At 62.5% G+C, this 21,387-nt stretch carries 24 protein-coding genes; 14 read left to right on the forward strand and 10 right to left on the reverse strand.

Translation table 11 applies throughout. The annotated features are described in order from the left end of the window. The first annotated feature begins 155 nt into the window (after positions 1-155). The 3 genes from V1261_RS10895 to V1261_RS10905 all read left to right on the forward strand — a co-directional run bounded on the left by V1261_RS10895 (position 156) and on the right by V1261_RS10905 (position 2,492). Entirely contained in the window at positions 156-374 is a 219-nt protein-coding gene (locus tag V1261_RS10895; protein ID WP_329771834.1) for a CsbD family protein, read from the forward strand. A gap of 139 nt (positions 375-513) precedes the next feature. Continuing rightward, entirely contained in the window at positions 514-2,046 is a 1,533-nt protein-coding gene (locus V1261_RS10900) for a YifB family Mg chelatase-like AAA ATPase (RefSeq protein WP_329771792.1), read from the forward strand. Next, the gene (locus V1261_RS10905; protein WP_329771794.1) at positions 2,043-2,492 is read left to right on the forward strand and encodes a BLUF domain-containing protein; all 450 of its coding nucleotides are present in this window, start codon (positions 2,043-2,045) and stop codon (positions 2,490-2,492) included. The genes V1261_RS10900 and V1261_RS10905 overlap by 4 nt, the downstream gene beginning before the upstream one ends. Positions 2,493-2,501: 9 nt before the next feature. Here the strand turns inward: V1261_RS10905 and metH are convergent, their stop codons facing one another. Both metH and V1261_RS10915 read right to left on the reverse strand, forming a co-directional pair. Continuing rightward, complete coding sequence (gene metH, locus V1261_RS10910) at positions 2,502-5,255, reverse strand: methionine synthase (protein WP_329771795.1); 2,754 nt, start codon at positions 5,253-5,255, stop codon at positions 2,502-2,504. 44 nt (positions 5,256-5,299) lie between these two features. Further along, positions 5,300-6,346: a homocysteine S-methyltransferase family protein gene (locus V1261_RS10915; RefSeq protein ID WP_329771796.1), complete on the reverse strand. Its 1,047-nt coding sequence runs from the start codon at positions 6,344-6,346 to the stop codon at positions 5,300-5,302. Positions 6,347-6,458: 112 nt separating this feature from the next. On the opposite strand from V1261_RS10915, the gene V1261_RS10920 reads away from it, so the two are divergent. Together V1261_RS10920 and V1261_RS10925 are read left to right on the forward strand one after the other, a co-directional pair. Further along, the gene (locus V1261_RS10920; RefSeq protein WP_329771797.1) at positions 6,459-6,884 is read left to right on the forward strand and encodes a universal stress protein; all 426 of its coding nucleotides are present in this window, start codon (positions 6,459-6,461) and stop codon (positions 6,882-6,884) included. Positions 6,885-6,988: 104 nt separating this feature from the next. Further along, positions 6,989-8,278: a solute carrier family 23 protein gene (locus V1261_RS10925; RefSeq protein WP_329771799.1), complete on the forward strand. Its 1,290-nt coding sequence runs from the start codon at positions 6,989-6,991 to the stop codon at positions 8,276-8,278. Positions 8,279-8,348: 70 nt separating this feature from the next. Here the strand turns inward: V1261_RS10925 and V1261_RS10930 are convergent, their stop codons facing one another. The 5 genes from V1261_RS10930 to mnmG form a co-directional block, all read right to left on the reverse strand. Further along, on the reverse strand, positions 8,349-9,290 hold the full coding sequence (locus V1261_RS10930) for a ParB/RepB/Spo0J family partition protein (protein ID WP_329771801.1): 942 nt from the start codon (positions 9,288-9,290) through the stop codon (positions 8,349-8,351). Between the two features lie 11 nt (positions 9,291-9,301). Next, positions 9,302-9,832 carry an RBBP9/YdeN family alpha/beta hydrolase gene (locus V1261_RS10935; protein ID WP_329771803.1) on the reverse strand — a complete coding sequence of 177 codons (531 nt, stop codon included), beginning with the start codon at positions 9,830-9,832 and terminating at the stop codon, positions 9,302-9,304. Between the two features lie 9 nt (positions 9,833-9,841). Further along, positions 9,842-10,612 (reverse strand): ParA family protein, encoded by a 771-nt coding sequence (locus V1261_RS10940; RefSeq protein WP_329771804.1) that lies wholly within the window; start codon positions 10,610-10,612, stop codon positions 9,842-9,844. A 99-nt stretch (positions 10,613-10,711) separates the two neighbouring features. Then, entirely contained in the window at positions 10,712-11,368 is a 657-nt protein-coding gene (gene rsmG / locus V1261_RS10945; RefSeq protein WP_329771805.1) for a 16S rRNA (guanine(527)-N(7))-methyltransferase RsmG, read from the reverse strand. Beyond that, a complete protein-coding gene (mnmG, locus tag V1261_RS10950; protein ID WP_329771806.1) occupies positions 11,365-13,326 on the reverse strand; it encodes a tRNA uridine-5-carboxymethylaminomethyl(34) synthesis enzyme MnmG in 1,962 nt (653 codons plus the stop codon). The genes rsmG and mnmG overlap by 4 nt, the downstream gene beginning before the upstream one ends. Positions 13,327-13,483: 157 nt before the next feature. Between mnmG and V1261_RS10955 the strand changes: the two genes are divergently transcribed. From V1261_RS10955 to V1261_RS10985, 7 genes are all read left to right on the forward strand, one after another. Further along, positions 13,484-13,816 carry a YkgJ family cysteine cluster protein gene (locus V1261_RS10955; RefSeq protein ID WP_329771807.1) on the forward strand — a complete coding sequence of 111 codons (333 nt, stop codon included), beginning with the start codon at positions 13,484-13,486 and terminating at the stop codon, positions 13,814-13,816. 247 nt (positions 13,817-14,063) lie between these two features. Continuing rightward, a complete protein-coding gene (locus V1261_RS10960; protein WP_329771809.1) occupies positions 14,064-14,720 on the forward strand; it encodes a trimeric intracellular cation channel family protein in 657 nt (218 codons plus the stop codon). A 222-nt stretch (positions 14,721-14,942) separates the two neighbouring features. Continuing rightward, positions 14,943-15,581, forward strand: coding sequence for a flavin reductase family protein (locus V1261_RS10965; protein WP_329771811.1), 639 nt, complete (start codon positions 14,943-14,945; stop codon positions 15,579-15,581). Between the two features lie 141 nt (positions 15,582-15,722). Then, the gene (locus tag V1261_RS10970; RefSeq protein WP_329771812.1) at positions 15,723-15,935 is read left to right on the forward strand and encodes a heavy-metal-associated domain-containing protein; all 213 of its coding nucleotides are present in this window, start codon (positions 15,723-15,725) and stop codon (positions 15,933-15,935) included. Further along, positions 15,928-16,389, forward strand: a complete 462-nt coding sequence (cueR, locus tag V1261_RS10975; RefSeq protein ID WP_329771813.1) for a Cu(I)-responsive transcriptional regulator — start codon at positions 15,928-15,930, stop codon at positions 16,387-16,389. Before V1261_RS10970 ends, cueR begins: the two co-directional genes overlap by 8 nt. Before the next feature lie 136 nt (positions 16,390-16,525). Further along, positions 16,526-16,942, forward strand: coding sequence for a Spy/CpxP family protein refolding chaperone (locus tag V1261_RS10980; protein WP_329771814.1), 417 nt, complete (start codon positions 16,526-16,528; stop codon positions 16,940-16,942). A 178-nt stretch (positions 16,943-17,120) separates the two neighbouring features. Beyond that, the gene (locus tag V1261_RS10985; protein WP_329771816.1) at positions 17,121-17,342 is read left to right on the forward strand and encodes a DUF2788 domain-containing protein; all 222 of its coding nucleotides are present in this window, start codon (positions 17,121-17,123) and stop codon (positions 17,340-17,342) included. Positions 17,343-17,390: 48 nt separating this feature from the next. On the opposite strand, the gene V1261_RS10990 is transcribed toward V1261_RS10985, so the two are convergent. Then, positions 17,391-17,699 (reverse strand): ferritin-like domain-containing protein, encoded by a 309-nt coding sequence (locus V1261_RS10990; protein ID WP_329771817.1) that lies wholly within the window; start codon positions 17,697-17,699, stop codon positions 17,391-17,393. Positions 17,700-17,800: 101 nt separating this feature from the next. Continuing rightward, positions 17,801-18,442, reverse strand: coding sequence for a DUF2238 domain-containing protein (locus V1261_RS10995; RefSeq protein ID WP_329771819.1), 642 nt, complete (start codon positions 18,440-18,442; stop codon positions 17,801-17,803). 73 nt (positions 18,443-18,515) lie between these two features. Here V1261_RS10995 and V1261_RS11000 point away from each other — a divergent pair, with 73 nt between their 5' ends. Continuing rightward, positions 18,516-19,118: a P-loop nucleotide/nucleoside kinase family protein gene (locus V1261_RS11000; protein ID WP_329771821.1), complete on the forward strand. Its 603-nt coding sequence runs from the start codon at positions 18,516-18,518 to the stop codon at positions 19,116-19,118. Between the two features lie 54 nt (positions 19,119-19,172). Then, entirely contained in the window at positions 19,173-20,045 is an 873-nt protein-coding gene (locus V1261_RS11005; protein ID WP_329771822.1) for a pirin family protein, read from the forward strand. 82 nt (positions 20,046-20,127) lie between these two features. Here V1261_RS11005 and V1261_RS11010 read toward each other — a convergent pair whose 3' ends face one another. Beyond that, on the reverse strand, positions 20,128-21,351 hold the full coding sequence (locus V1261_RS11010) for an MFS transporter (RefSeq protein WP_329771824.1): 1,224 nt from the start codon (positions 21,349-21,351) through the stop codon (positions 20,128-20,130). Positions 21,352-21,387: the final 36 nt, after the last annotated feature.

A 21,387-nucleotide genomic window follows, 5' to 3' on the forward strand; every position in this document is an offset into this window, starting at 1 on the left:
TCCTACGTCTGCTTGCAAGCTTGTCCCACCCGCCGCAAGTCAGGGCTTTTCTACACTGAACCCAGTGCTGCTGCAGATGACAGACGTCACCGCAGCAGTCCTTTCACCCGGATGCACTGACATCCCTATTGAATGGAGATAAAGCAATGACCGCCATCAACAAGGACACCATCGAAGGCAACTGGAAGCAATTCAAGGGCAAGATCAAGGAACAGTGGGGCAAGCTCACCGACGACGATCTGGACGTGATCGACGGCAAGCGCCAGCAGCTGGTCGGCAAGATCCAGGAGCGCGCCGGCATTGCCCGCGACGAAGCTGAAAAGCAGCTGGCCGACTGGGAAGCGCGTCACCCTGACGCCCGTTTCCACGACTAAGTCCTGCTGACGACGGTACCCGCTGCCGTCTGCATGACAACCGTCCTGCTGCTAGCAGGGCGGTTTTTTCTTGCCTGGCGCAGATCAGCTTGGCAAGAATCATGGCATGATATAGTTATTTAGTATTCATATTATCGCCATGTCCCTCGCCTTTGTCCCCAGTCGTGCCCTGCTCGGGCTGGAAGCGCCACCGGTCATGGTCGAGGTGCATCTGGCACCCGGCCTGCCCAGTTTCACCCTGGTCGGGCTAGCCGATACCGAGGTCAAGGAAGCGCGTGAACGCGTGCGTTGCGCGATCCAGAATGCCGGACTGGACTTTCCGCACAACCGGCGCATCACGGTCAATCTGGCTCCGGCCGACCTGCCCAAGGATTCCGGCCGCTTCGACCTGCCGATCGCCATGGGGATTCTGGCGGCCAGCGACCAGGTCGATGCGAGTCGGCTGGCGGATCATGTGTTTGCCGGTGAGCTGTCGCTGTCCGGCGAGCTGAAGCCGGTACGCGGCGCGCTCGCCATGGCGGCCGCGCATTGCCAGCAGGGCGATTCCGCCGCGCTGGTCCTGCCGCACGACAGCGCCTGCGAGGCCGCGCTGGTGCCCGGCCTGCAGGTCTATGGCGCCCGCACGCTGGGTGATGTGGTGCAGGCCTTTGCGCCCGCTGGATCACAACAGGAACTGCCTGAAGGCTGGTACCGCATGCAGCCGGATCCGGCACGCCAGTCCACGCCGCGCTATCCGGATCTGGCCGATGTGAAAGGCCAGGCCGCAGCGCGCCGGGCATTGGAGATTGCCGCCGCCGGCCAGCATTCGATGCTGCTGCTGGGCCCGCCAGGATCGGGCAAGTCCATGCTGGCACAGCGCTTTGCCGGCCTGCTGCCACCGATGCAGCCGCAACAGGCGCTGGCTGCCGCGGCCGTGGCCAGCCTGGCCGGACACTTCACGCCAGAGCAGTGGGGGCAGCGGCCGATGCGCTCGCCGCACCACACTTCCAGTGCGGTGGCATTGGTCGGTGGTGGCTCACCCCCACGCCCTGGCGAGATCTCGCTCGCTTGCCACGGCACACTATTTCTCGACGAGATCCCCGAATTTCCACGCCCCGCACTGGAGGCCTTGCGCGAGCCATTGGAGACCGGAAAAATCCATATCTCGCGCGCCGGCCGGCAAGCGGTGTTTCCGGCGCACTTCCAGCTGATCGCCGCGATGAATCCCTGCCCCTGCGGCTATCTGGGCAGCCGCATCCGGCCCTGCCGCTGTACGCCAGACCAGGTACGGCGTTACCAGGGCAAACTTAGCGGCCCCTTGCTGGACCGGATCGACCTGCAACTGGAAGTGCAGGCCTTGCCACCCGAAGAGCTGCTGACCGCCAGCGCCGGAGAGAACAGTGCCACCGTGCAGCAACGCGTGGTGGCAGCACGCGAGCGCGCCCTGCAGCGTCAGGGCAGCCCGAACCAGTTGCTGGAGGGGCTGGCACTGGAAGCCAGTGCGCAGCTCGATGGCGCCGCCAGCGGCTTTCTGCAGAAGGCGGCACGCCAACTCGGCTGGAGTGCGCGCAGCACGCATCGCACCCTGCGCGTGGCGCGCACGATTGCCGACCTGGCCGAAAGTGACAGCATCTCGATTCCGCATCTGGCCGAGGCCATGCAATTGCGGCGCGGATTGCTGCACCAGCATTGACGGGGCGCGAATGTCGGGCAAAATCAGGGCTTTACACGACCCATACCAGACCCTGCCCCATACATTGCATTCTCTACATCAGCGACATGGCCCCAGACGAATCGGCCCTGTGCGTTCCCGACATCCTGAAAGTGGCCCGCAAGGCCAACCAGGACTTCCAGATCACCGGCGTGCTGCTGTTTGACGGCGAACACTTCATCCAGTATATCGAAGGCCCGCCCGAAGCCATCCACCAGCTGATGGACAACATCCGGGGCGATGCACGACACCAGCAGGTCGAAGTGCTGGTCGATGCGCCACTGCAAGGCCTGCGCCGCTTTGCCGACTGGCGCATGGGCTATGTCTATCGCGAAGATGGCAGCATCCACAACCGGCTGAAGCAGGCCAACGCCGAGCAGGCGCTGCAGCAGTTCGCAGAGGACATCGCCGACTGCGATCTGCTGTAAGGCAGCGCCTTACAGGCCCAGGTTGGGCGACAGCGCGCGCTCGACCTCTGCCAGCGGTGCGCCGCTGCGTGCGGCCATGTCCTGCACCTGTTCCTCGTTGATCTTGCCAACGTTGAAGTAGGTGCTGTCCGGGTGGCTGAAGTAGAAGCCGCTGACGCTGGAAGCCGGCGTCATGGCATAGCTGTCGGTCAGGCCCATACCGATGTCCTCGGCGCGCAGCAACTCGAACAGCGGGCGCTTGACGCGGTGGTCCGGGCAAGCCGGATAGCCCGGTGCCGGGCGGATGCCGACGTACTTTTCAGCGATCAGCTGGGCGTTGTCCAGCGTCTCGTCAGCAGCGTAACCCCACAGGTCGGTACGCACGCGCTGGTGCAGGCATTCGGCAAAGGCCTCGGCCAGGCGATCGGCCAGCGCCTTGAACATGATGCTGCTGTAGTCGTCATGGGTGGCGGCAAATACCGCTTCCTGCTTCTCGGCACCGATACCGGCGGTCACGGCAAAGGCGCCAATGTAATCTGGCGCCACGCCCTGCGGCGCGATGAAATCGGACAGGCAGCGGCTCGGACGCATCACGCCGTCCACCGCCTGCTTCTCGGCCTGCTGGCGCAAGCCATACCAGGTCAGCACGGCCTGCTCGCGCTGCTCGTCGGCGTACAGCTCGATATCGTCATCGCGCACGGTGTTGGCCGGCCAGAAACCCATCACGCCATTCGCGGTCAGCCATTTCTGTTCGATGATCTGCTTGAGCATGGCCTGCGCATCGGCATAGACCTTGCGCGCTTCCTCGCCCACCACCTCATCGTCGAGGATGTTGGGAAACTTGCCGGCCAGATCCCAGGTCTGGAAGAACGGGCCCCAGTCGAGGAAACGCACCAGTTCGGCCAGATCGAAATTGCGGAATTCGCGGCGGCCGATGAACTTGGGCACCGGCGGCTGGTAGCCGTTCCAGTCAATCGCCGTCTTGTTGGCACGCGCCTGGGCCAGCGGCCACAGCGGCTGCTGCTTCTTGCCGGCGTGCAACTGGCGCACGCGCTCGTAGTCGGTGCGCACCTCCTCCAGGTAGCTGTCCAGCGATTCGCCCAGCAGGTTCTGCGCCACGCCCACGCTGCGCGAGGCATCGGGCACATAGACCACCGGGCCTTCGTACTTGGGCGCAATCTTGACCGCCGTGTGCACGCGGCTGGTGGTGGCGCCGCCGATCAGCAGCGGAATGCCACGCGTGCGGAAGTAGTCGTCCTTCTGCATCTCGCCAGCCACGTACTGCATCTCTTCCAGGCTCGGCGTGATCAGGCCGCTGACACCGACGATATCGGCGCCTTCTTCCTTGGCCTTGGCCAGGATCTCGTGGCAGGGCACCATCACGCCCATGTTGACCACGTCAAAGTTGTTGCACTGGAGCACCACGGTGACGATGTTCTTGCCAATGTCGTGCACGTCGCCCTTGACCGTGGCCATGACGATCTTGCCGCGCGACTTCACGTCCATGCCGGCGGCTTCCTGCTGGCGCTTTTCTTCCTCGATATAGGGCACCAGGTGCGCCACCGCCTGCTTCATCACGCGCGCCGATTTCACCACCTGCGGCAGGAACATCTTGCCGGCACCGAACAGGTCGCCGACCACGTTCATGCCGTCCATCAGCGGACCCTCGATCACGTGCAGCGGACGGCCACCGTCGGCCTGGATCAGCTGCCAGGTTTCCTCGGTATCCTCGACGATGAAATCGGTGATGCCGTGCACCAGCGCGTGGCTCAGGCGCTGCTTGACCGGCAGATTGCGCCATTCCAGCTTCTTGCTGTCGTCCTTGGCCGCGCCCTTGGCACGCTCGGCGATTTCCAGCAGGCGTTCGGCGGCATCGGGGCGGCGGTTCAGTACCACGTCCTCGACGCGCTCACGCAGTTCGGCATCAAGCTCGTCATAGACACCCACCATGCCGGCGTTGACGATGCCCATGTCCATGCCAGCCTGGATCGCGTGGTACAGGAACACGGTGTGGATTGCCTCGCGCACCGGCTCGTTGCCGCGGAAGCTGAAGCTCACGTTGGAGACACCGCCGCTGACCTTGGCACCGGGCAGGCTCTGCTTGATCCAGCGCACCGCGTTGATGAAGTCCACCGCATAGTTGCTGTGCTCCTCGATGCCGGTGGCAATCGCGAAGATGTTCGGGTCGAAAATGATGTCCTCGGGCGGGAAGCCGACCTCGTCGACCAGCACGCGGTAGGCACGTTCGCAGATCTCGGTCTTGCGCTCGAAGGTATCGGCCTGGCCCTTCTCGTCAAACGCCATCACCACGGCGGCCGCGCCATAGCGCTTGATCAGCCTGGCCTGGCGCTTGAACTCGTCCACGCCTTCCTTCATGCTAATCGAGTTGACAATCGGCTTGCCCTGGATGCAGCGCAAGCCAGCCTCGATCACCGACCACTTGGAGCTGTCCACCATGATCGGCACGCGTGCGATATCGGGCTCGCTGGCGATCAGGTTCAGGAAGCGCACCATGGCGGCCTCGCTGTCCAGCATCGCCTCGTCCATGTTGATGTCGATCACCTGCGCGCCGTTCTCGACCTGCTGGCGTGCCACGGCCAGCGCTTCCTCGTACTGGTCGTTCAGGATCATGCGCGCGAAGGCCTTGGAGCCGGTCACGTTGGTGCGTTCACCGACGTTGATGAACAGGCTGCTGGCATCGACCGACAGCGGCTCGAGGCCGGACAGGCGCATCGGCGGCAGCGGGGCAGACGGGTTGGCGGTGGGCAAATCGGAGGCAGACATGGCGAAACTTTCAGGCATACAGGCGGCAGGAGGACGGCGGAAGGTCAGGCAGCATCGCTGGCAAAACGCGCCAGCATCACGCCGCGCGGACGCAGCGGCTGCACTTTCTCGCCGATCGCGGCGATGTGGTCCGGCGTGGTGCCGCAGCAGCCGCCGACGATGTTGACCAGGCCTTCGGCCGCAAATTCATGCACCAGGCGGCTGGTGACTTCCGGCGTCTCGTCAAAGCCGGTCTCGCTCATCGGATTGGGCAGGCCGGCGTTGGGGTAGCAGCTGATGAAGGTATCGCCGGCAATCTGGTTCAGCTCCTGGATGTAGGGACGCATCAGCGCCGCACCCAGCGCGCAGTTCAGGCCGATGGACAGCGGCTGCACATGGCGCACGCTGTACCAGAAGGCGGTCACAGTCTGGCCGCTCAGCACGCGGCCGGAGGCGTCGGTCACGGTACCGCTGATCATGATCGGCAGGCGTTCGCCGGAATCGTCGAAGAACTCCTCGATGGCGAACAGCGCCGCCTTGGCGTTGAGCGTGTCGAAGATCGTCTCGACCAGCAGCACGTCGGCACCACCATCGACCAGGCCCTTGACCTGCTCGTAGTAGGAGGCCCGCAGCGACTCGAAGGTGACATTGCGTGCTGCCGGATCGTTCACGTCCGGGCTGATGCTGGCGGTCTTGGGCGTGGGGCCTAGGGCACCCGCCACATAGCGTGGCTTGTCCGGTGTGCTGTACTTGTCGCAGGCAGCACGTGCCAGCTTGGCCGATTCCAGGTTCATCTCGTAGGCCAGCTCACCCATGCCGTAGTCGTCCTGGGCGATGCTGGTGGCACCAAAGGTGTTGGTCTCGATGATGTCGGCACCGGCGGCCAGATAGCCTTCGTGGATCTGGCGGATGATGTCCGGCTGCGTCAGGCTGAGCAGTTCGTTGTTGCCCTTGACGTCACGCGGGAAATCCTTGAAACGCTCGCCACGGTACTGTTCCTCGGTCAGCTTGAAACGCTGCACCATGGTGCCCATCGCTCCATCCAGGATGACGATGCGCTGGCGCAGGATATCGGGCAGGGCTTGGGCACGGGTATAGCGGGGCAGATTCATGCCCGAATTGTAAGCTGCCGGGCATGTGCGGGCTTGCAAGCGGTCATTTATCTCCTACACTGAAAACAGGTCCTGCGCGGACGTCTTGCTTCCCCCTGTTCAAGGAGTCGCCATGAAGATCCTGCTGGCTGTCGATGGCAGCACCTATACCAAGAAGATGCTGGTCTATCTGGTCCAGAACCGCGACATGTTCGCCACGCACAACCAGAGCCACACGCTGCTGACCGTGCTGCCAGCCCTGCCGGCACGCGTGCGCAACGCCCTGAGCAAGGAACAACTGCTGCAGTACCAGGCCGAGGAAACCGACAAGGTGCTGGAGCCGGTGCTGACCTACCTGGCGCGCCACGACATCCGTCCGCACGTGCTGAGCCGGGTCGGCGATCCGGGCAGCACGATTGCCGAGATTGCCAGGGAAGAAAAATTCGGCATGGTGATCATGGGTTCGCACGGCCAGGGCGCTTTAGGCAACCTGCTGATGGGCTCGGTCGCCACGCGCGTGCTGGCCGAGTGCGAGGTGCCGGTACTGCTGGTGCGCTGATTCCCCAACCGCACCAAAAAAATCTGCACGCCCGTACGGGCCAGGCACCACGGCAGCAGCCGGAAAAGTTACCATGTGCAACATCTCAGCACAAGGACATTCCCATGGGACTTTTTCAATGGACAGAACGCAGCAGTGAGGTGCTGCGTCAGGGTGGCAGCATTGCCCCCGATGAACGCCTGCCCTGGCCGCAGACCGGGCTGATGGGCATCCAGCACGTGATCGCCATGTTTGGCTCGACCGTGCTGGCCCCCATCCTGATGGGTTTCGACCCGAACCTGGCGATCTTCATGAGCGGCATCGGCACGCTCATCTTCTTCCTGTTTACCGGCGGCAAGGTGCCGAGCTATCTGGGCAGCAGCTTTGCCTTTATCGGCGTGGTGGTGGCTGCCACCGGCTATGGTGGCAGCGGGCCCAACCTGAACCTGGCGGTGGCGCTGGGTGGCATCATCGTCTGCGGCCTGGTCTACATGCTGATCGGCCTGCTGGTGCAACTGATCGGCACGCGCTGGATCGAGAGCCTGATGCCGCCAGTCGTCACCGGTGCCGTGGTGGCGGTGATCGGCCTGAACCTGGCCGCGATTCCGGTGAAGAACATGGCTGCCAGCAACTTTGACAGCTGGATGCAGGCCGTCACCTTCATCTGCGTGGCGCTGGTCGCCGTGCTGACGCGCGGCATGCTGCAGCGCCTGCTGATCCTGTTTGGCCTGCTGGTCGCCACCGTGGTCTACGTGATGCTGACCAACGGCCTGGGCATGGGCAAGCCGATGGATTTTTCCGGCATCGTCGCCGCGCCCTGGTTCGGCCTGCCGCAGTTCACCGCGCCGGTGTTTGACAGCCGGGCGATCCTGCTGATCGTGCCGGTGGTGTTCATCCTGGTGGCAGAAAACCTGGGCCATATCAAGGCGGTGAGCGCCATGTCCGGGCGCAATGTGGACGGCTACATGGGCCGCGCCTTTATCGGCGATGGCATTGCCACCATGGTCAGCGGCTCGGCTGGTGGCACCGGCGTCACCACCTATGCCGAGAACATCGGCGTGATGGCGGCGACCCGCATCTACTCCACTGCGGTGTTCGTGGCGGCTGCGCTGATCGCGCTGCTGCTCGGCTTCAGTCCCAAGTTCGGTGCCGTGATCCAGGCGATTCCGCTGCCGGTGATGGGCGGCGTCAGCATCGTGGTGTTCGGCCTGATTGCCGTCTCCGGCGCCAATATCTGGGTGCGCAACCAGGTCGATTTCGGCAATACCAGCAACCTGATGGTGGCCGCCATCACGCTGGTGCTGGGCACCGGCGACTTCACGCTGGCCTTTGGCGACTTCAGGCTCGGCGGCATCGGCACCGCCACCTTTGGCGCGATCTTGCTGCACCAGCTGCTGCGACTGCGGCGCAACTGAGGGGCGTCACCCCCCAATGCAAGAGGCTGCCGATTTGCATCGGCAGCCTCTTTTTTCCTGTTCCGGCGGATCAGCCGCGCAAACGGTCGATCAGGCCGTTCAGCGCTTCCAGCGAGCCGAAGTGGATCGCCAGCTCGCCAACCTCCTCGATACGGCCGTTGCGCTTGACGCGCTTTTTCACGCGTACTTCGACCTCGGCCGCCAGCAGGTCCGACAGCTCTTCTTCCACGCTACGCACATCACCGGATTTTTCACGGCGCACACGCTGCGGCTTGAGCTCGAATTCCTCGCCCAGCTTCTTCACCAGCTTCTCGGCCTCGCGCACCGACAGCTTCTTGTTGGCAATCTGCTGCGCCGCCGTGATCTGGTGCGCCTTGTCCAGACTCAACAAGGCACGTGCATGGCCCATGTCCAGGTCGCCGGCCATCAGCATGGTCTGTACCGGATCGGCCAGCTGCAGCAGGCGCAGCAGGTTGCTGGCGGCGCTGCGGCTGCGACCCACGGCCTGCGCCGCCTGCTCGTGCGTCAGGCCAAACTCGCGCACCAGGCGCTGCAGGCCCTGGGCTTCTTCCAGCGGGTTCAGGTCCTCGCGCTGCATGTTCTCGATCAGCGCCATCACGGCAGCCGCTTCGTCGGCCACCTCGCGTACCAGCACCGGCACGCTGTCCAGGCCAGCCAGGCCGGCGGCGCGGAAACGCCGCTCGCCAGCGATGATCTCGTACTTGCCGGCATTGTCGCCACCAATCAGCGGGCGCACCAGAATCGGCTGCATGACACCTTGCGACTTGATGCTTTCGGCCAGCTCGTAGAGCGCGCCTTCGTCCATGTGCGTGCGCGGCTGGTAGACGCCGGGCACCAGCTGTGTCAGCGGCAGGGTACCGGGCTGGCCATCGGCCAGCACCGTCGTGCTGTCATCGGTGGTCAGGTCGATACCGGCCTTGCCACTGACCTTGGGGCCCAGCAGTGCCTCCAGACCACGTCCCAGACCCTTGTTGCGTTTCGTCGTTGCCATTTCTTGTTCCTTCAGGCTGCTGCCAGCAGTTGGCGCAGCAGCAGCTGGCCCTGCGGCCAATCTCCCAATCCACTGTCGGCATTCACATGCCCCAGCGCCCCGACATCCTGCCATTGGCTGCCCCATTGCCGCGCCAGATCGCGTGAACGCTCCAGCGTGCAGAAGGGATCATCGCGGCTGGCCAGCAGCAGGCTGGGAAAAGGCAAGGCCCGGGTATCGGTGCCTTTCCAGCTGTGCAGCTGCGGTAGCGGCTGTTGCTGCAGATCCGGCGGTGCCACCAGCAGCGCCGCCTTGACGCGCGCCGTGTGCTGCGAATGGCCGGCCCAGGCCGCCACCAGCCAGCATCCCAGGCTGTGCGCCACCAGCACCGCAGGCTGTTCCGACTGCAGCAGCTGTTCTTCCAGCTGCATCATCCAGTCGCCACGCAGCGGCTGTTCCCAGTCATGCTGCTGCACGCGCTGGTAACCAGACTGCTGTTCCCACAGCGTCTGCCAGTGCTCCGGGCCACTGCCATGCCAACCGGGGAGTGTCAGGACGCGCATGCCACTGCCTCAGTCATTCTGCACGCGCTGCACCATCTCCCGGGCAAACTCGACAAAGGCCTTGCTGCCCTTGGCCGAGGCATCGAACACGACGCCAGGCAGGCCATAGCTGGGCGCTTCGGCCAGACGCACGTTGCGCGGGATCACGGTCTCGAACACCTTGTCGCCAAAGTGTTCCTTGAGCTGTTCGCTGACCTGCTGCTGCAGCGTGATGCGCGGATCGTACATCACGCGCAACAGGCCGATCACCTTGAGCTCCGGATTCAGGTTGGCGTGTACCTGGCGGATCGTGTTGACCAGATCGGTCAGGCCTTCGAGCGCAAAGTATTCACACTGCATCGGCACGATCACGCCATGGGCACAGCACAAGCCATTCAGTGTCAGCAGCGACAAGGCCGGCGGGCAGTCGATCAGGATGAAATCGTAGTTCTTCTTGACCTTGGACAGCGCCAGTTTCAGGCGCTTTTCACGGCGGTCCTGCGTCACCAGTTCCACTTCGGCACCTGCCAGTTCACGGTTGGCACCCAGTACATCGTAGCCGACCTGCTCCGGACTGACCACGGCATCAGCCACCTTGCAGTCTTCCAGCAGCACGTCGTACACGCTGTGTTCGAGCTGGCGCTTGTCCACGTTCGACCCCATGGTGGCATTGCCCTGCGGGTCCAGGTCAATCAGCAGTACCCGCTGACCCAGTCGTGCCAGTCCAGCCGCCAGGTTGACGGTCGTGGTGGTCTTGCCTACTCCACCTTTCTGGTTGGCAATACAGAATATGCGGGCCATGGGGAATGCTCTTCCTTTGAATGCTGGGATGAGGGGATTGTACGGGTCAGCTGCCGCAGCCCGATGAAAGCTGCGTCATGCTGGTACGCTTCGCTGCGATTAAGCTGCAGTATTGTCGGCCTGCAACCGCATCCAGACGATGCAGCGCTCGGCATCAAGCTGCGGCACCTGCAGTTGTTCCACGTGAAACACGGCGATACCCTGCGGCAGCGCATCGATCTCCGGCTGCGGATGCTTGCCCTTGAGCGCCATCCAGCAACCATTGTCTGCCAGCGCCTGGCGCGACCAGGCAGTGAAATCGGCCAGCGTGGCAAAGGCACGACTGCTGATCAGGTCGTAACGATCCTGCAGCTGCTCGACGCGGGCATGGATGGATTTCAGATTCGGCAGGCGCAGCTGGGTCGCGGCGGTCTGGATGAAGGCAGCCTTCTTGCCGACAGTGTCCACGCAATGCACCTGCAGCTTCGGGCAACAGATGGCAAACACCACGCCCGGCAGGCCACCACCGGAACCGACATCCAGCAAGCTGCTGGCTGCATACTGCTGATGATATGCCAGCAAGGACGGTACGGCGGCCAGGCTGTCCAGCAGGTGGTGCGTCAGCATTTGCTGCGGATCGCGTACTGCCGTCAGGTTGTAGACGCGGTTCCATTTTTGCAGCAGCTCCAGATAGGCCAGCAGCTGGCTCACCTGTTCATCGCTCAAGGGCAGGGACAGCGCTGCCAGACCCTGGCGCAGCTCGGCTTCCATGCTCATGCCCGATCCTCCTGCTGTTCCGGCAGTTGCCGGGATTTTTTCAGATGGATCAGCAACAGCGAAATCGCCGCCGGGGTCACGCCACTGATGCGCGAGGCTTGGCCCAAGGTAGCCGGCTTGTGCTGGTTCAGCTTCTGGCGCACCTCGAAGCTCAGAGCCGGCACCTGCATGTAGTCGTAATCCCGTGGCAACGCCAGATGCTCGTAGTAGGCAGCGCGCTCCACCTCGGTCTTCTGGCGATCGATATACCCGGCGTACTTGATGCCGATCTCGACCTGCTCGATGATGGCGGCCTGGTCATCCGCTGCCGCTGTTTCACGTGAAACAGGCAGCTCGGGATGGGCGTACTTGCCGCCATCCAGCGACATCAGGCTGGCATAAGTCACTTCAGGTCGTCGCAACAGGTCGGCCAGGTTGTATTCATGGTCGATCGCCTTGCCCAGCACGCGCACCGCTTCTTCTGCCGGCAAGGTCTTCGGATTGACCCAGGTCGACTTGAGACGCTCTGTTTCACGTGAAACAGCATCGCGCTTGCGGTTGAAGGCATCCCAGCGGGCATCGTCCACCAGGCCCAGTTCACGGCCTGTTTCAGTCAGGCGCATGTCGGCATTGTCTTCACGCAACTGCAGGCGGAATTCGGCACGGCTGGTGAACATGCGATAGGGTTCGGTCACGCCCTTGGTGATCAGGTCATCAACCAGCACACCGAGATAGGCCTGGTCACGACCCGGCAACCAGGCCGGCTTGCCCAGGCATTGCAGCGCGGCATTGCAGCCGGCAAACAGGCCTTGCGCCGCTGCCTCTTCATAACCGGTGGTGCCATTGATCTGGCCGGCAAAGAACAGGCCGTTGATCTGCTGCGTCTCGAAGCTGGCCTTGAGGCTGCGCGGATCGAAGTAGTCGTATTCGATGGCGTAGCCAGGACGCAGGATGTGCGCATTTTCCAGGCCCGGCATGGAACGCACCAGCGCGTACTGGATATCGAAAGGCAGGCTGGTGGAGATACCGTTGGGGTAGATCTCGTGCGTATCCAGGCCTTCCGGCTCCAGGAAGATCTGGTGGCTGTCCTTGTCGGCAAAGCGGTTGATCTTGTCTTCCACGCTCGGGCAGTAGCGCGGGCCAACCCCTTCGATCTTGCCGGTGAACATCGGGCTGCGGTCAAAACCACTGCGGATGATGTCGTGCGTGCGCGCATTGGTATGCGTGATCCAGCACGGCACCTGGCGCGGGTGCATGGCGACCGAGCCCATATAGCTGAACACCGGCAGCTGCGGATTCAGGCCACCTGGCATGCCATCACCCGGCTGTGCCTCGAGCTTGTTGTAATCGATGCTGCGGCCATCCAGGCGCGGCGGCGTGCCGGTCTTGAGGCGACCTTGCGGCAGCTGCAGTTCCTTGAGGCGCGCCGACAGCGACACCGCCGGCGGATCACCGGCACGGCCGGCCTGGTAGTTGTTCAGGCCCACGTGGATGCGGCCATCCAGGAAGGTACCAGCCGTCAGCACCACGGTACGACCGCGGAACTGGATGCCGACTTCAGTCACGGCACCGGTGACGCGATCACCTTCCACCATCAGGTCGGTCACGGCCTGCTGGAACAGCGAGAGATTGGGCTGGTTTTCCAGCACGCGGCGGATGGCCGCCTTGTACAGTGCACGATCCGCCTGGGCACGCGTGGCTCGCACGGCCGGGCCCTTGCTGGAATTGAGCGTGCGGAACTGGATACCGGCTTCGTCCGTGGCCAGTGCCATGGCGCCACCCAGCGCATCTACTTCCTTGACCAGATGGCCCTTGCCGATACCGCCAATGCTGGGGTTGCAACTCATGGCACCCAGGGTATCGATGTTGTGCGTGAGCAGCAGGGTCTGACAACCCATGCGGGCCGCAGCCAGCGCCGCTTCGGTACCGGCATGGCCGCCACCGACCACGATGACGTCGAATTCCTGTGGATAAATCATGTATAACCGCTTGACAAGGACTGGACAAAAAAGCACGCCAACACACCGGACCGGGTTGCCGGAGAGGGGACGTGCCTGGAAAAAAAGCTTCCGGGACGCCATTTTAGCGGCTGGGGCTGATCCTGTCTGCACACCGACTGTTCACTCTGGAACTCCGATGACCAATCAACAACCTGCGATAGCCTGCCGGCCTGGCTGTGCTGCCTGCTGCATCGCGCCCAGCATCAGCAGCCCGATTCCGGATCCGCAGGGTGGTCCGGCCAGGCCCAAACCGGCTGGCATTCCCTGTGGACAACTGGATGAACAACTGCGCTGCCGCCTGTTTGGCCAACCCGGCAGACCGGCCGTCTGCAGCCAATTGGCCCCGGCTGTGGATATGTGCGGCAGCGATCCCGATCCGGCGCGCGCCCGGGTCCATGCCATGCAGTTTCTCGACCAACTGGAGCGACTTACTGCCCCATCCTGGGCACGTCAAGGTACAACCCTGTAGACAAGTTTTGCATAAGCAGGGACTTATCCACAGATTCCGGATCGGGGTGACAATTGTTGTCGGTGACTCCACAGCCCGGATACGCGATCATGCACCTGTTGTGGCAAAGGCCAAGCTATTGAATCAGAAAGCAAAAAAGTGCTTATCCACAGGAACCGTCTGCCCTCTATTACTACTACTACTTATATATATAAGATTCTTTAAAAGACAGGGGACAAGTTCGCCCTGAACAAAAAGACGCCACGCCATGTTCTCCGTACCTGTTCCAACCATCCCCATCGACGTAAAGACCGTGTTCTTTGCGTTCGAAGTCATTGCGACCTTTGCCTTTGCCTTGTCGGGCCTGTTCGTCGCGCGTGACAACAAGCTTGATGCCGTCGGCACCTTCATCGCCACCTTTCTGGCAGCCTTTGGTGGTGGAACCCTGCGCGACATCATGCTGATGCAGCGTCCGTTCTACTGGGTCACGCAAAGCGAACTGCTTTGGGGCATCCTGTTCATGTCGGTGCTGTCCAGCGTGACGCTGAAAGTCACGAAACTGCTGTCGAACCGCATCATCATGGTGGCTGATGCCATCGGCCTGGGCATCTTCAGTGCCACCGGTACGCACCTGGCCCTGCTGATGGGCTGGCCACCCATGCCTTGCGTGATGATTGGCGTGATCACCGCCACCTTTGGTGGCCTGCTGCGTGATGTCGTCTGCAACCAGAAGCCAATGCTGATGAGCGATCCCTCGCCTTATGCCAGCGTGGCCTTTGTCGGCAACTGGCTGCTGCTGGGCCTGATCCATCTGAACTGGATGAATACCTTCTGGAACATCGTGGTGGCAGCCAGCGTGATTGCCGGTGGTCGCCTGCTGCTGGCCTTCTTTGGTGTCAAGCTGCCGCAGCTGGATGGCCACTGACCCGGTCTGATCCTGGCTTGCAACGCCTCCGGCAGGCCGCTGGAGGCGTTTTTTCATGCTGATGCTGGCATGGATGGCCTGACAGGCCAAAAAACGCGCCAGGGAGCTGGAAAGGCTGCAAGCAGCTTTCAGGCTGTCTGCTCTGGCCGAAATCCACTGATTTGCCTGTTTATTAGGCAATTTCAGATGTTATATTGATGGATATATTAAGAGAGACCCACCATGTTTTTTGATCTGACCCAGGCGGATGCCCCGCTGGCTCCGCGCCATGTCTACCAGCTGCTGGTTGGTGGCATCGTTCCTCGCCCGATTGCCTGGATCAGCACGCGCAGTGCTGCCGGCATCGCCAACCTGGCACCGTACTCCTTCTTCAACGTGGCCAGCGTGAATCCGCCAGTGCTGTGCGTCACCCAGGTGAATCCGCCCAACGCAAGCGAAGCACGACCGCACAAGGACACGCTGAGCAATCTGCTCGAAACCCGGGAATGCGTGGTGCAGATTGCAGCCTCTTCGCAGTTGCAGGTGCTGAATACGTCGGCTGGCCTGTATCCACCAGACGTTGACGAATTTGAATTGGCTGGATTGCAGCCTGTGCCGAGTCAGCTGGTCGATGTGCCAGCGGTGGCTGATGCGCCGGTGCGCTACGAATGCCGCTTGCGCGAGGTGCTGCCGATTTCGACGCTGCCCATGGGAGGCACCATGATGCTGCTCGATGTGATCGGCATTGAAGTCCATGACAGCGTGGCCAGCGAACAGGGTATTGATCCGAAAAAACACGATGCGCTCGGCAAGCTGGGTGGCGATGGCTATAGCACCACGCGCGAACAGCAGTACCTGTCGCGCCCGGTGGTCAAGGCCTGAACACCAGGTTCATGTTCCACGTGAAACACCATGCTGGCAAGGCCGACAAATTAGCCGGCTTGACATTGACATGCTGGCAAGGTGCATCATGTGTCCATGGCTGCTGCATCGGGTAGTGGCCACACACTGAAAGGAAGAACCATGTCCCAGATCCAGCGTTTCCAGGTTACCGGCATGACTTGTGGCCATTGCGAAAAAGCCGTGACGCAGGCAATCCAGCAGGTGGATGCCGCCGCACAAGTGCGCATTGACCGCGCTGCCAATCTTGTTGAAGTCGAGTCTGGTGCCGATGCGGCTGCGCTGCGTGCTGCCATCATCGAGGAAGGTTACGAGACCGAGATCCTGAATGGCTGACCAGCCCTTGCCGGATACCGTGCAGTGGCCCGTGCATATCAGCACGGCCACGCGCCTGTCCGGCCTGTCGGCGCGCATGATCCGCCACTATGAATCACTAGGCCTGTTGCCCGGCATTGCGCGCAGCGAGAGCGGTTACCGGCTCTACGACGAGAACGATATCCACACGCTGCGTTTTATCCAGCGCGGGCGAAGCTTGGGCTTTGGGATGGAGCAGCTGACCGAGTTGCTCGGCCTGTGGCGTGACCAGGGACGCAGCAGCGCCCAGGTGCGGCAACTGGCACAACGCCATGCAGATGCCTTGGCACAGCGCATTGCCGATATGCAGGCGATGCAGGACACGCTGCGCACGCTGATCCATGCCTGCCATGGCGATGCGCGTCCCGAGTGCCCGATCCTGGACTCGCTGGCAGACCATGGTGGCAACCATGGCAGCCAGGCTTGCGGAGCGTGACCGATGGCACGGATGGCAGGTTTGGTTACAAAACTTCAGGCCTGATAACGCATGGCCATGCCATTCCGGGCAATACTGCAAGGTATGCGGAGCGCCACGGTGGTGACCGCGCAAGTGTCCAAGGACAAGGAAAGATATGACTATCAGCAAGATGATCAGCAAGACAGCCATGGCGATTGCCCTGACCGCCGGTGTCGGCCTGGCCGGCGTGGCACACGCTCAGCAGGGCGCTGCGCCCATGCAGCAGGCCAAGGCTGCGCTGAAGATCACCGCTGCCCAGGAAGGTGCCTGGAACAGCTTCATGAACACCTACGGCCAGGACTTCCGCCCGAGCGCCACGCCGTCTGCCAAGCAGTTCAACGCCATGAACACGACGCAGCGCATCGCCTTCCTGAAGCAGCGCATGAGCGAGGAAAGCGCCTTCATGAATCGCCGCTATGACGCCAACCTGGCGCTGTACAACGCGCTCGACGCCAACCAGAAGAAGGTGTTTGATGACATGACGGCCCAGCCCGAGCCGCAGCCGCGCAAGGCACCTGCCAAGAAGAAGTAAGCAGCCGCTGCCCTTCACCCAGTCAATGGCCTGCATCAGCAGGCCATTGCTGTTTCTGGCGGCTGCAACAGGCCGGGAGTGCCGACAACGCCATCATGGTCATGAAGGGCTGGATTACACTAGCGGCACGGTTTTCGGGCGCTCGGCGCCCTTGCAGCACGAGATGGGAGTACACGGCATGTTTGGATACAACGAAGAGCAGATCGCCTGGTTTGGCCTTACGTTTGGCGTGGGTGCCTTCATGCTGTACATGGTGTTCATCATTGCGCAGCTGGCCTGGGAGTCCAAGGCCGGCAAGACCGGCACCTTCTGGCTGTTCCTGGCGCTGGGCCTGGGTTTCACCGGCTTTGTCGCCAAGCTCCTGATCGAGTACATCATCGAAAAGGGCCAGATCCTGTAAGGCGCATGCCGCCGCCGGTGCGTGCAGCATGCGTAGCCCGCACGCCGATTATTTCTTGTGCATCTGGGCTTCGGCGTCCAGAACGTCGCCGTCGGTAAACAGGAATTCACGCAGGTACTCGTCAAACTTGGGGTCCTGGCGGCGGATCCACTCCAGCGTCATGGCGGCGTGTTCCTTCTCCTCGTCCCGGTTGTGCTCCAGGATCTTCTTCAGCCCCTGATCCTTGCAGGCATCGGCGCGCTGGTTGTACCAGTCTACGGCTTCCAGCTCTTCCATCAGGGACACGATAGCGCGGTGCATGTCGCGCGTGGCGTCGGTCAGTTCGTTGATTGGCTCGTGATAACCTTCGTTAGACATGTAGCCTCCTTTGGCAGTTGGCCCACGACAGTGTGGAAAACCCACTATAGCCCGGTTATGTTGCAGCGCATGTCAGCATTAACCGCATGCTGGCCGGCGCATCAGCGCCGAATGGCACGCAGCCGCCGCAACTGCCGGTCGTGTAGGCAGGACAGCAGCAACAAGGCGCAGATACTGCCGAGCAGGGCAAATGCCATGTCGGACTGGGTATCCCACGGATCACCCTGGGTACCGAGGAAGGCCTCGGCCGATTCGCCGCTCAGCAGGGCCACCCACCACTCCAGCAGCTCGTAGAAGGAGCTGATGAACATCACCACGCAGACGATCAGGAAGGCGCGCAGTTTCGGTCCTTGTACATGGTCACCGCGCAGCAGGATCTCGCGCGCGATCATGGCCGGCACAAAACCTTGCACGAAGTGGCCGATCTTGTCATAGGGGTTGCGCATGGTGCCAAGCCAGTCCTGCAGCCAGAAGCCGAATGGCGTCTTGGCGTAAGTGTAGATGCCACCATAGATCAGGATCACGCAGTGCAGGAAGATCAGCCCGTAGAGCAGGCTGGTGAGCGGATAGCGCCGGTGCGTGGCCCAGAGCAGTGGCAGCGCGATCATCACCGGCAGGGTTTCGAGCAGCCAGGTCATGCGGTCGCTGGTCAGCCACCAGGAAATGGCGAGAATCAGCAGCATGGCCAGTGAGGCCAGCATCAGGGCCGGCTGACGCGGATCAGAAGGGCTGGTGGACGACATGGTTGCAGGAACTCCAGATAATGGGTGCATGGCGCTGATCAGGCGCGTCGATTTTTTCCACGATACCACTGCCATGCCCCATCTCATCTTTTTGTGCGGACACGCCGGTACCGGCAAGACCACGCTGGCCAAGCGGCTGGTACGTGAACTCAATGACCGCAGCGAGGATTCCTATTGCATGCTGGACAAGGACACCTTGTACGGCAATTTCAGCTCGGCCGTGATGGGCGTGCTGACGGGCAACCCGAACGACCGCGACAGCCCAGTCTATCTGGACAACCTGCGCAATCCGGAATATGCGGGCCTGCTGGATACGGCGCGCGACAACCTGGAGCTGGGTACACATGTGCTGGTGGTGGCGCCGCTGTCGCGCGAGATCAAGGCGCACCAGCTGATCGATCGCGACTGGTTGCGCGTCGGGCCGGAGGTGCAGATCACCGTGGTCTGGGTGCATCTGCAGGAAGCCGAGGCGCGTCGACGTATCGAGCTGCGCGGCAACCCGAACGACGAATGGAAGCTGCAGCACTGGGATCAGTACCGCACGCGGCTGTTCCAGCCGAATCCGGATGAGTACCCGGAGCTGTTCCAGTTCGACAACACGCAGGATGACGGTACGCGCTACCGTGAACTGCTGGAAATGTTGCTGCTGGTGGAACAGCAGGGCCGCACGGCATAGCGTATTGCAATCGCTGCAAGTGCATCCATGTACGAAGACAAAGGAGAATTGTTCATGAGCACAGACACCACGATCCAGACCCCGCGCCAGTTGGAGCATATTGTGGCCGGCCAGCCCACTTCCGATGGTGCCGGCGTGCAGTTGACGCGCGTGATTGCACAGGAGCTGCAACAGCGGCTGGATCCGTTCCTGATGATGGACCAGTTTGGCAGCGACAACCCGGATGACTACATCGCCGGTTTTCCGAACCACCCCCACCGGGGATTCGAGACCATCACCTACATGATTGCCGGCCGCATGAAGCACAACGACAGTGGCGGCAACGAAGGCATACTGGAAAACGGCGGCGTGCAGTGGATGACGGCCGGCAGCGGCGTGATCCACTCCGAGCTGCCGCAACAGGAAGAAGGCACGATGGAAGGCTTTCAGCTCTGGCTGAACCTGCCGGCCAGCGACAAGATGTGTGCGCCCTGGTACCAGGACTTCCAGGCGGATGACCTGCCGCAGCTGACCACGCCCGAAGGCGTGAAAGTGATCGTGATTGCCGGTGAAAGCCATGGTGCGGCCAGCACGGTGCAGCGCCCGGTGACGCAGCCGCTGTATCTGGACTTGCACATGCCGGCCGGCAGCCGCTTTGAGCAGCCGATTCCGGAAGGCCACCATGCCTTTGTCTATGTCTACCGTGGCAAGGTACTAGTAGGCGGCCAGGCCGTGGGCACGCAGCGTCTGGGCATCCTGGCGCAGACACCGGGATCGGATGGCGTGGTGCTGGAGACCAGCGTGGACAGCAAGGTGCTGCTGATTGCCGGCAAGCCGCTGCACGAGCCTATCGTGCAGTACGGTCCGTTCGTGATGAACACGCAGGAGCAGATCTTCCAGGCGTTGCGCGACATGCAGAGCGGCAAGCTGGTGCAGCAGCCGGCCTGAATGGGTAAAAAAAACGGCTGCTTCCTGAGGAGCAGCCGGTTAGCCAAAGACGCCTGCCACAATCGTGCGCAGGCGTTTTTTGTCAGGCCAGTTCCTGCCCTTTCGTTTCCTTGCCCAGCAGCAGCACCGCCAGCGCACCGATACTGATCGATACCGCAAACAGCGTGAAGATGGCGCTGGTGTTCCAGCCGGCGCCGCCGAGCATGGGGATCATCAGCGGGCCGAGGATGCCACCGACGCGGCCAATGGCGGCTGCGGTGCCGACGCCGCTGCCACGGATGGCGGTGGGGTAGTTCTCGGGCGTGTAGGCGTACAGGCCGCCCCAGGCACCGAGGTTGAAGAAGGACAGCAGCACGCCGTAGAGCAGCAGCGTGCTTTCGGTGCTGGCATTGCCAAAGGCCCAGGCACTGGCGGCGGTGCCGAGCAGATAGACCACCAGCACGAACTTGCGGCCGGCACGCTCGATCAGCCAGGCCGCGGTGAAATAGCCGGGCAGCTGTGCCAGCGTCATGATCAGCACGTATTCGAAGCTCTTGATCAGGGTGTAGCCCTTGCCCACCATCACGCTGGGCAGCCAGAGGAACATGCCGTAGTAGGAGAACACCACCATGAACCACAGCACCCACAGCATCAGCGTGTTGCGGCGGTAGGGAGCCGACCAGAGCAGCGCCAGGCGCTGCGTCCAGGGCGGCACGCTGGCGCGTTCCAGCATCGGTTCGTCCTGCGGCAGGCTGCGGCGCAGGTAGAGCGCGTACAGTGCCGGCAGCGCGCCCAGCAGCATGGCCACGCGCCAGCCGGTATCGGGCTCGAACTGCGGGATCACGAAATAGGCGATCAGTGCGGCCAGCAGCCAGCCGGCGGCCCAGAAGCTTTCCAGCAGCACCACGACGCGGCCACGCTCATGCGTGGGTACGCGCTCGGACACATAGGTGGATGCCACCGGCAGCTCGCCGCCCAGGCCGGCGCCAATCAGGAAGCGTAGCAGCATCAGCACCACCAGGCTGGTGGCCAAGGCGCTCAGGCCGCTGGCCAGCGAGAACAGCAGCAGCGTGATGATGAAGACGCGGCGGCGGCCAATGCGGTCGGCCCAGATGCCGAATACCAGCGCCCCCACGGCCATGCCGATCGAGTTGATGCTGCCAAGCCAGCCCATTTGCGCCGGCGTCAGGTCCCAGCTCAGCTTGAGTGCGGCCAGAACAAAGGACAGCAGGCCCACATCCATGGCGTCGAATAGCCAGGCCGTGCCCGAGGTGAACAACAGGCGGTTGCGGGAAGCGGGAGGGGTGGGGGTGTTGGAGGCTTGCATGCAGCCGATTCTGCCGCATCTGGTGCCTGCTGCGCC

The sequence above is a fragment of the Brachymonas sp. J145 genome, from assembly GCF_036312245.1.
GTDB lineage: Bacteria > Pseudomonadota > Gammaproteobacteria > Burkholderiales > Burkholderiaceae_C > Brachymonas > Brachymonas wangyanguii.

Coding starts and splice junctions, on each gene's coding strand:
- V1261_RS10900 (WP_329771792.1), top strand. CDS start 514: ATGTCCCTCGCCTTTGTCCCCAGTCGTGCCCTGCTCGGGCTGGAAGCG.
- metH (WP_329771795.1), bottom strand. CDS start 5,255: ATGTCTGCCTCCGATTTGCCCACCGCCAACCCGTCTGCCCCGCTGCCG.
- V1261_RS10915 (WP_329771796.1), bottom strand. CDS start 6,346: ATGAATCTGCCCCGCTATACCCGTGCCCAAGCCCTGCCCGATATCCTG.
- V1261_RS10920 (WP_329771797.1), top strand. CDS start 6,459: ATGAAGATCCTGCTGGCTGTCGATGGCAGCACCTATACCAAGAAGATG.
- V1261_RS10925 (WP_329771799.1), top strand. CDS start 6,989: ATGGGACTTTTTCAATGGACAGAACGCAGCAGTGAGGTGCTGCGTCAG.
- V1261_RS10930 (WP_329771801.1), bottom strand. CDS start 9,290: ATGGCAACGACGAAACGCAACAAGGGTCTGGGACGTGGTCTGGAGGCA.
- V1261_RS10935 (WP_329771803.1), bottom strand. CDS start 9,832: ATGCGCGTCCTGACACTCCCCGGTTGGCATGGCAGTGGCCCGGAGCAC.
- V1261_RS10940 (WP_329771804.1), bottom strand. CDS start 10,612: ATGGCCCGCATATTCTGTATTGCCAACCAGAAAGGTGGAGTAGGCAAG.
- rsmG (WP_329771805.1), bottom strand. CDS start 11,368: ATGAGCATGGAAGCCGAGCTGCGCCAGGGTCTGGCAGCGCTGTCCCTG.
- mnmG (WP_329771806.1), bottom strand. CDS start 13,326: ATGATTTATCCACAGGAATTCGACGTCATCGTGGTCGGTGGCGGCCAT.
- V1261_RS10955 (WP_329771807.1), top strand. CDS start 13,484: ATGACCAATCAACAACCTGCGATAGCCTGCCGGCCTGGCTGTGCTGCC.
- V1261_RS10960 (WP_329771809.1), top strand. CDS start 14,064: ATGTTCTCCGTACCTGTTCCAACCATCCCCATCGACGTAAAGACCGTG.
- V1261_RS10965 (WP_329771811.1), top strand. CDS start 14,943: ATGTTTTTTGATCTGACCCAGGCGGATGCCCCGCTGGCTCCGCGCCAT.
- V1261_RS10970 (WP_329771812.1), top strand. CDS start 15,723: ATGTCCCAGATCCAGCGTTTCCAGGTTACCGGCATGACTTGTGGCCAT.
- cueR (WP_329771813.1), top strand. CDS start 15,928: ATGGCTGACCAGCCCTTGCCGGATACCGTGCAGTGGCCCGTGCATATC.
- V1261_RS10980 (WP_329771814.1), top strand. CDS start 16,526: ATGACTATCAGCAAGATGATCAGCAAGACAGCCATGGCGATTGCCCTG.
- V1261_RS10985 (WP_329771816.1), top strand. CDS start 17,121: ATGTTTGGATACAACGAAGAGCAGATCGCCTGGTTTGGCCTTACGTTT.
- V1261_RS10990 (WP_329771817.1), bottom strand. CDS start 17,699: ATGTCTAACGAAGGTTATCACGAGCCAATCAACGAACTGACCGACGCC.
- V1261_RS10995 (WP_329771819.1), bottom strand. CDS start 18,442: ATGTCGTCCACCAGCCCTTCTGATCCGCGTCAGCCGGCCCTGATGCTG.
- V1261_RS11000 (WP_329771821.1), top strand. CDS start 18,516: ATGCCCCATCTCATCTTTTTGTGCGGACACGCCGGTACCGGCAAGACC.
- V1261_RS11005 (WP_329771822.1), top strand. CDS start 19,173: ATGAGCACAGACACCACGATCCAGACCCCGCGCCAGTTGGAGCATATT.
- V1261_RS11010 (WP_329771824.1), bottom strand. CDS start 21,351: ATGCAAGCCTCCAACACCCCCACCCCTCCCGCTTCCCGCAACCGCCTG.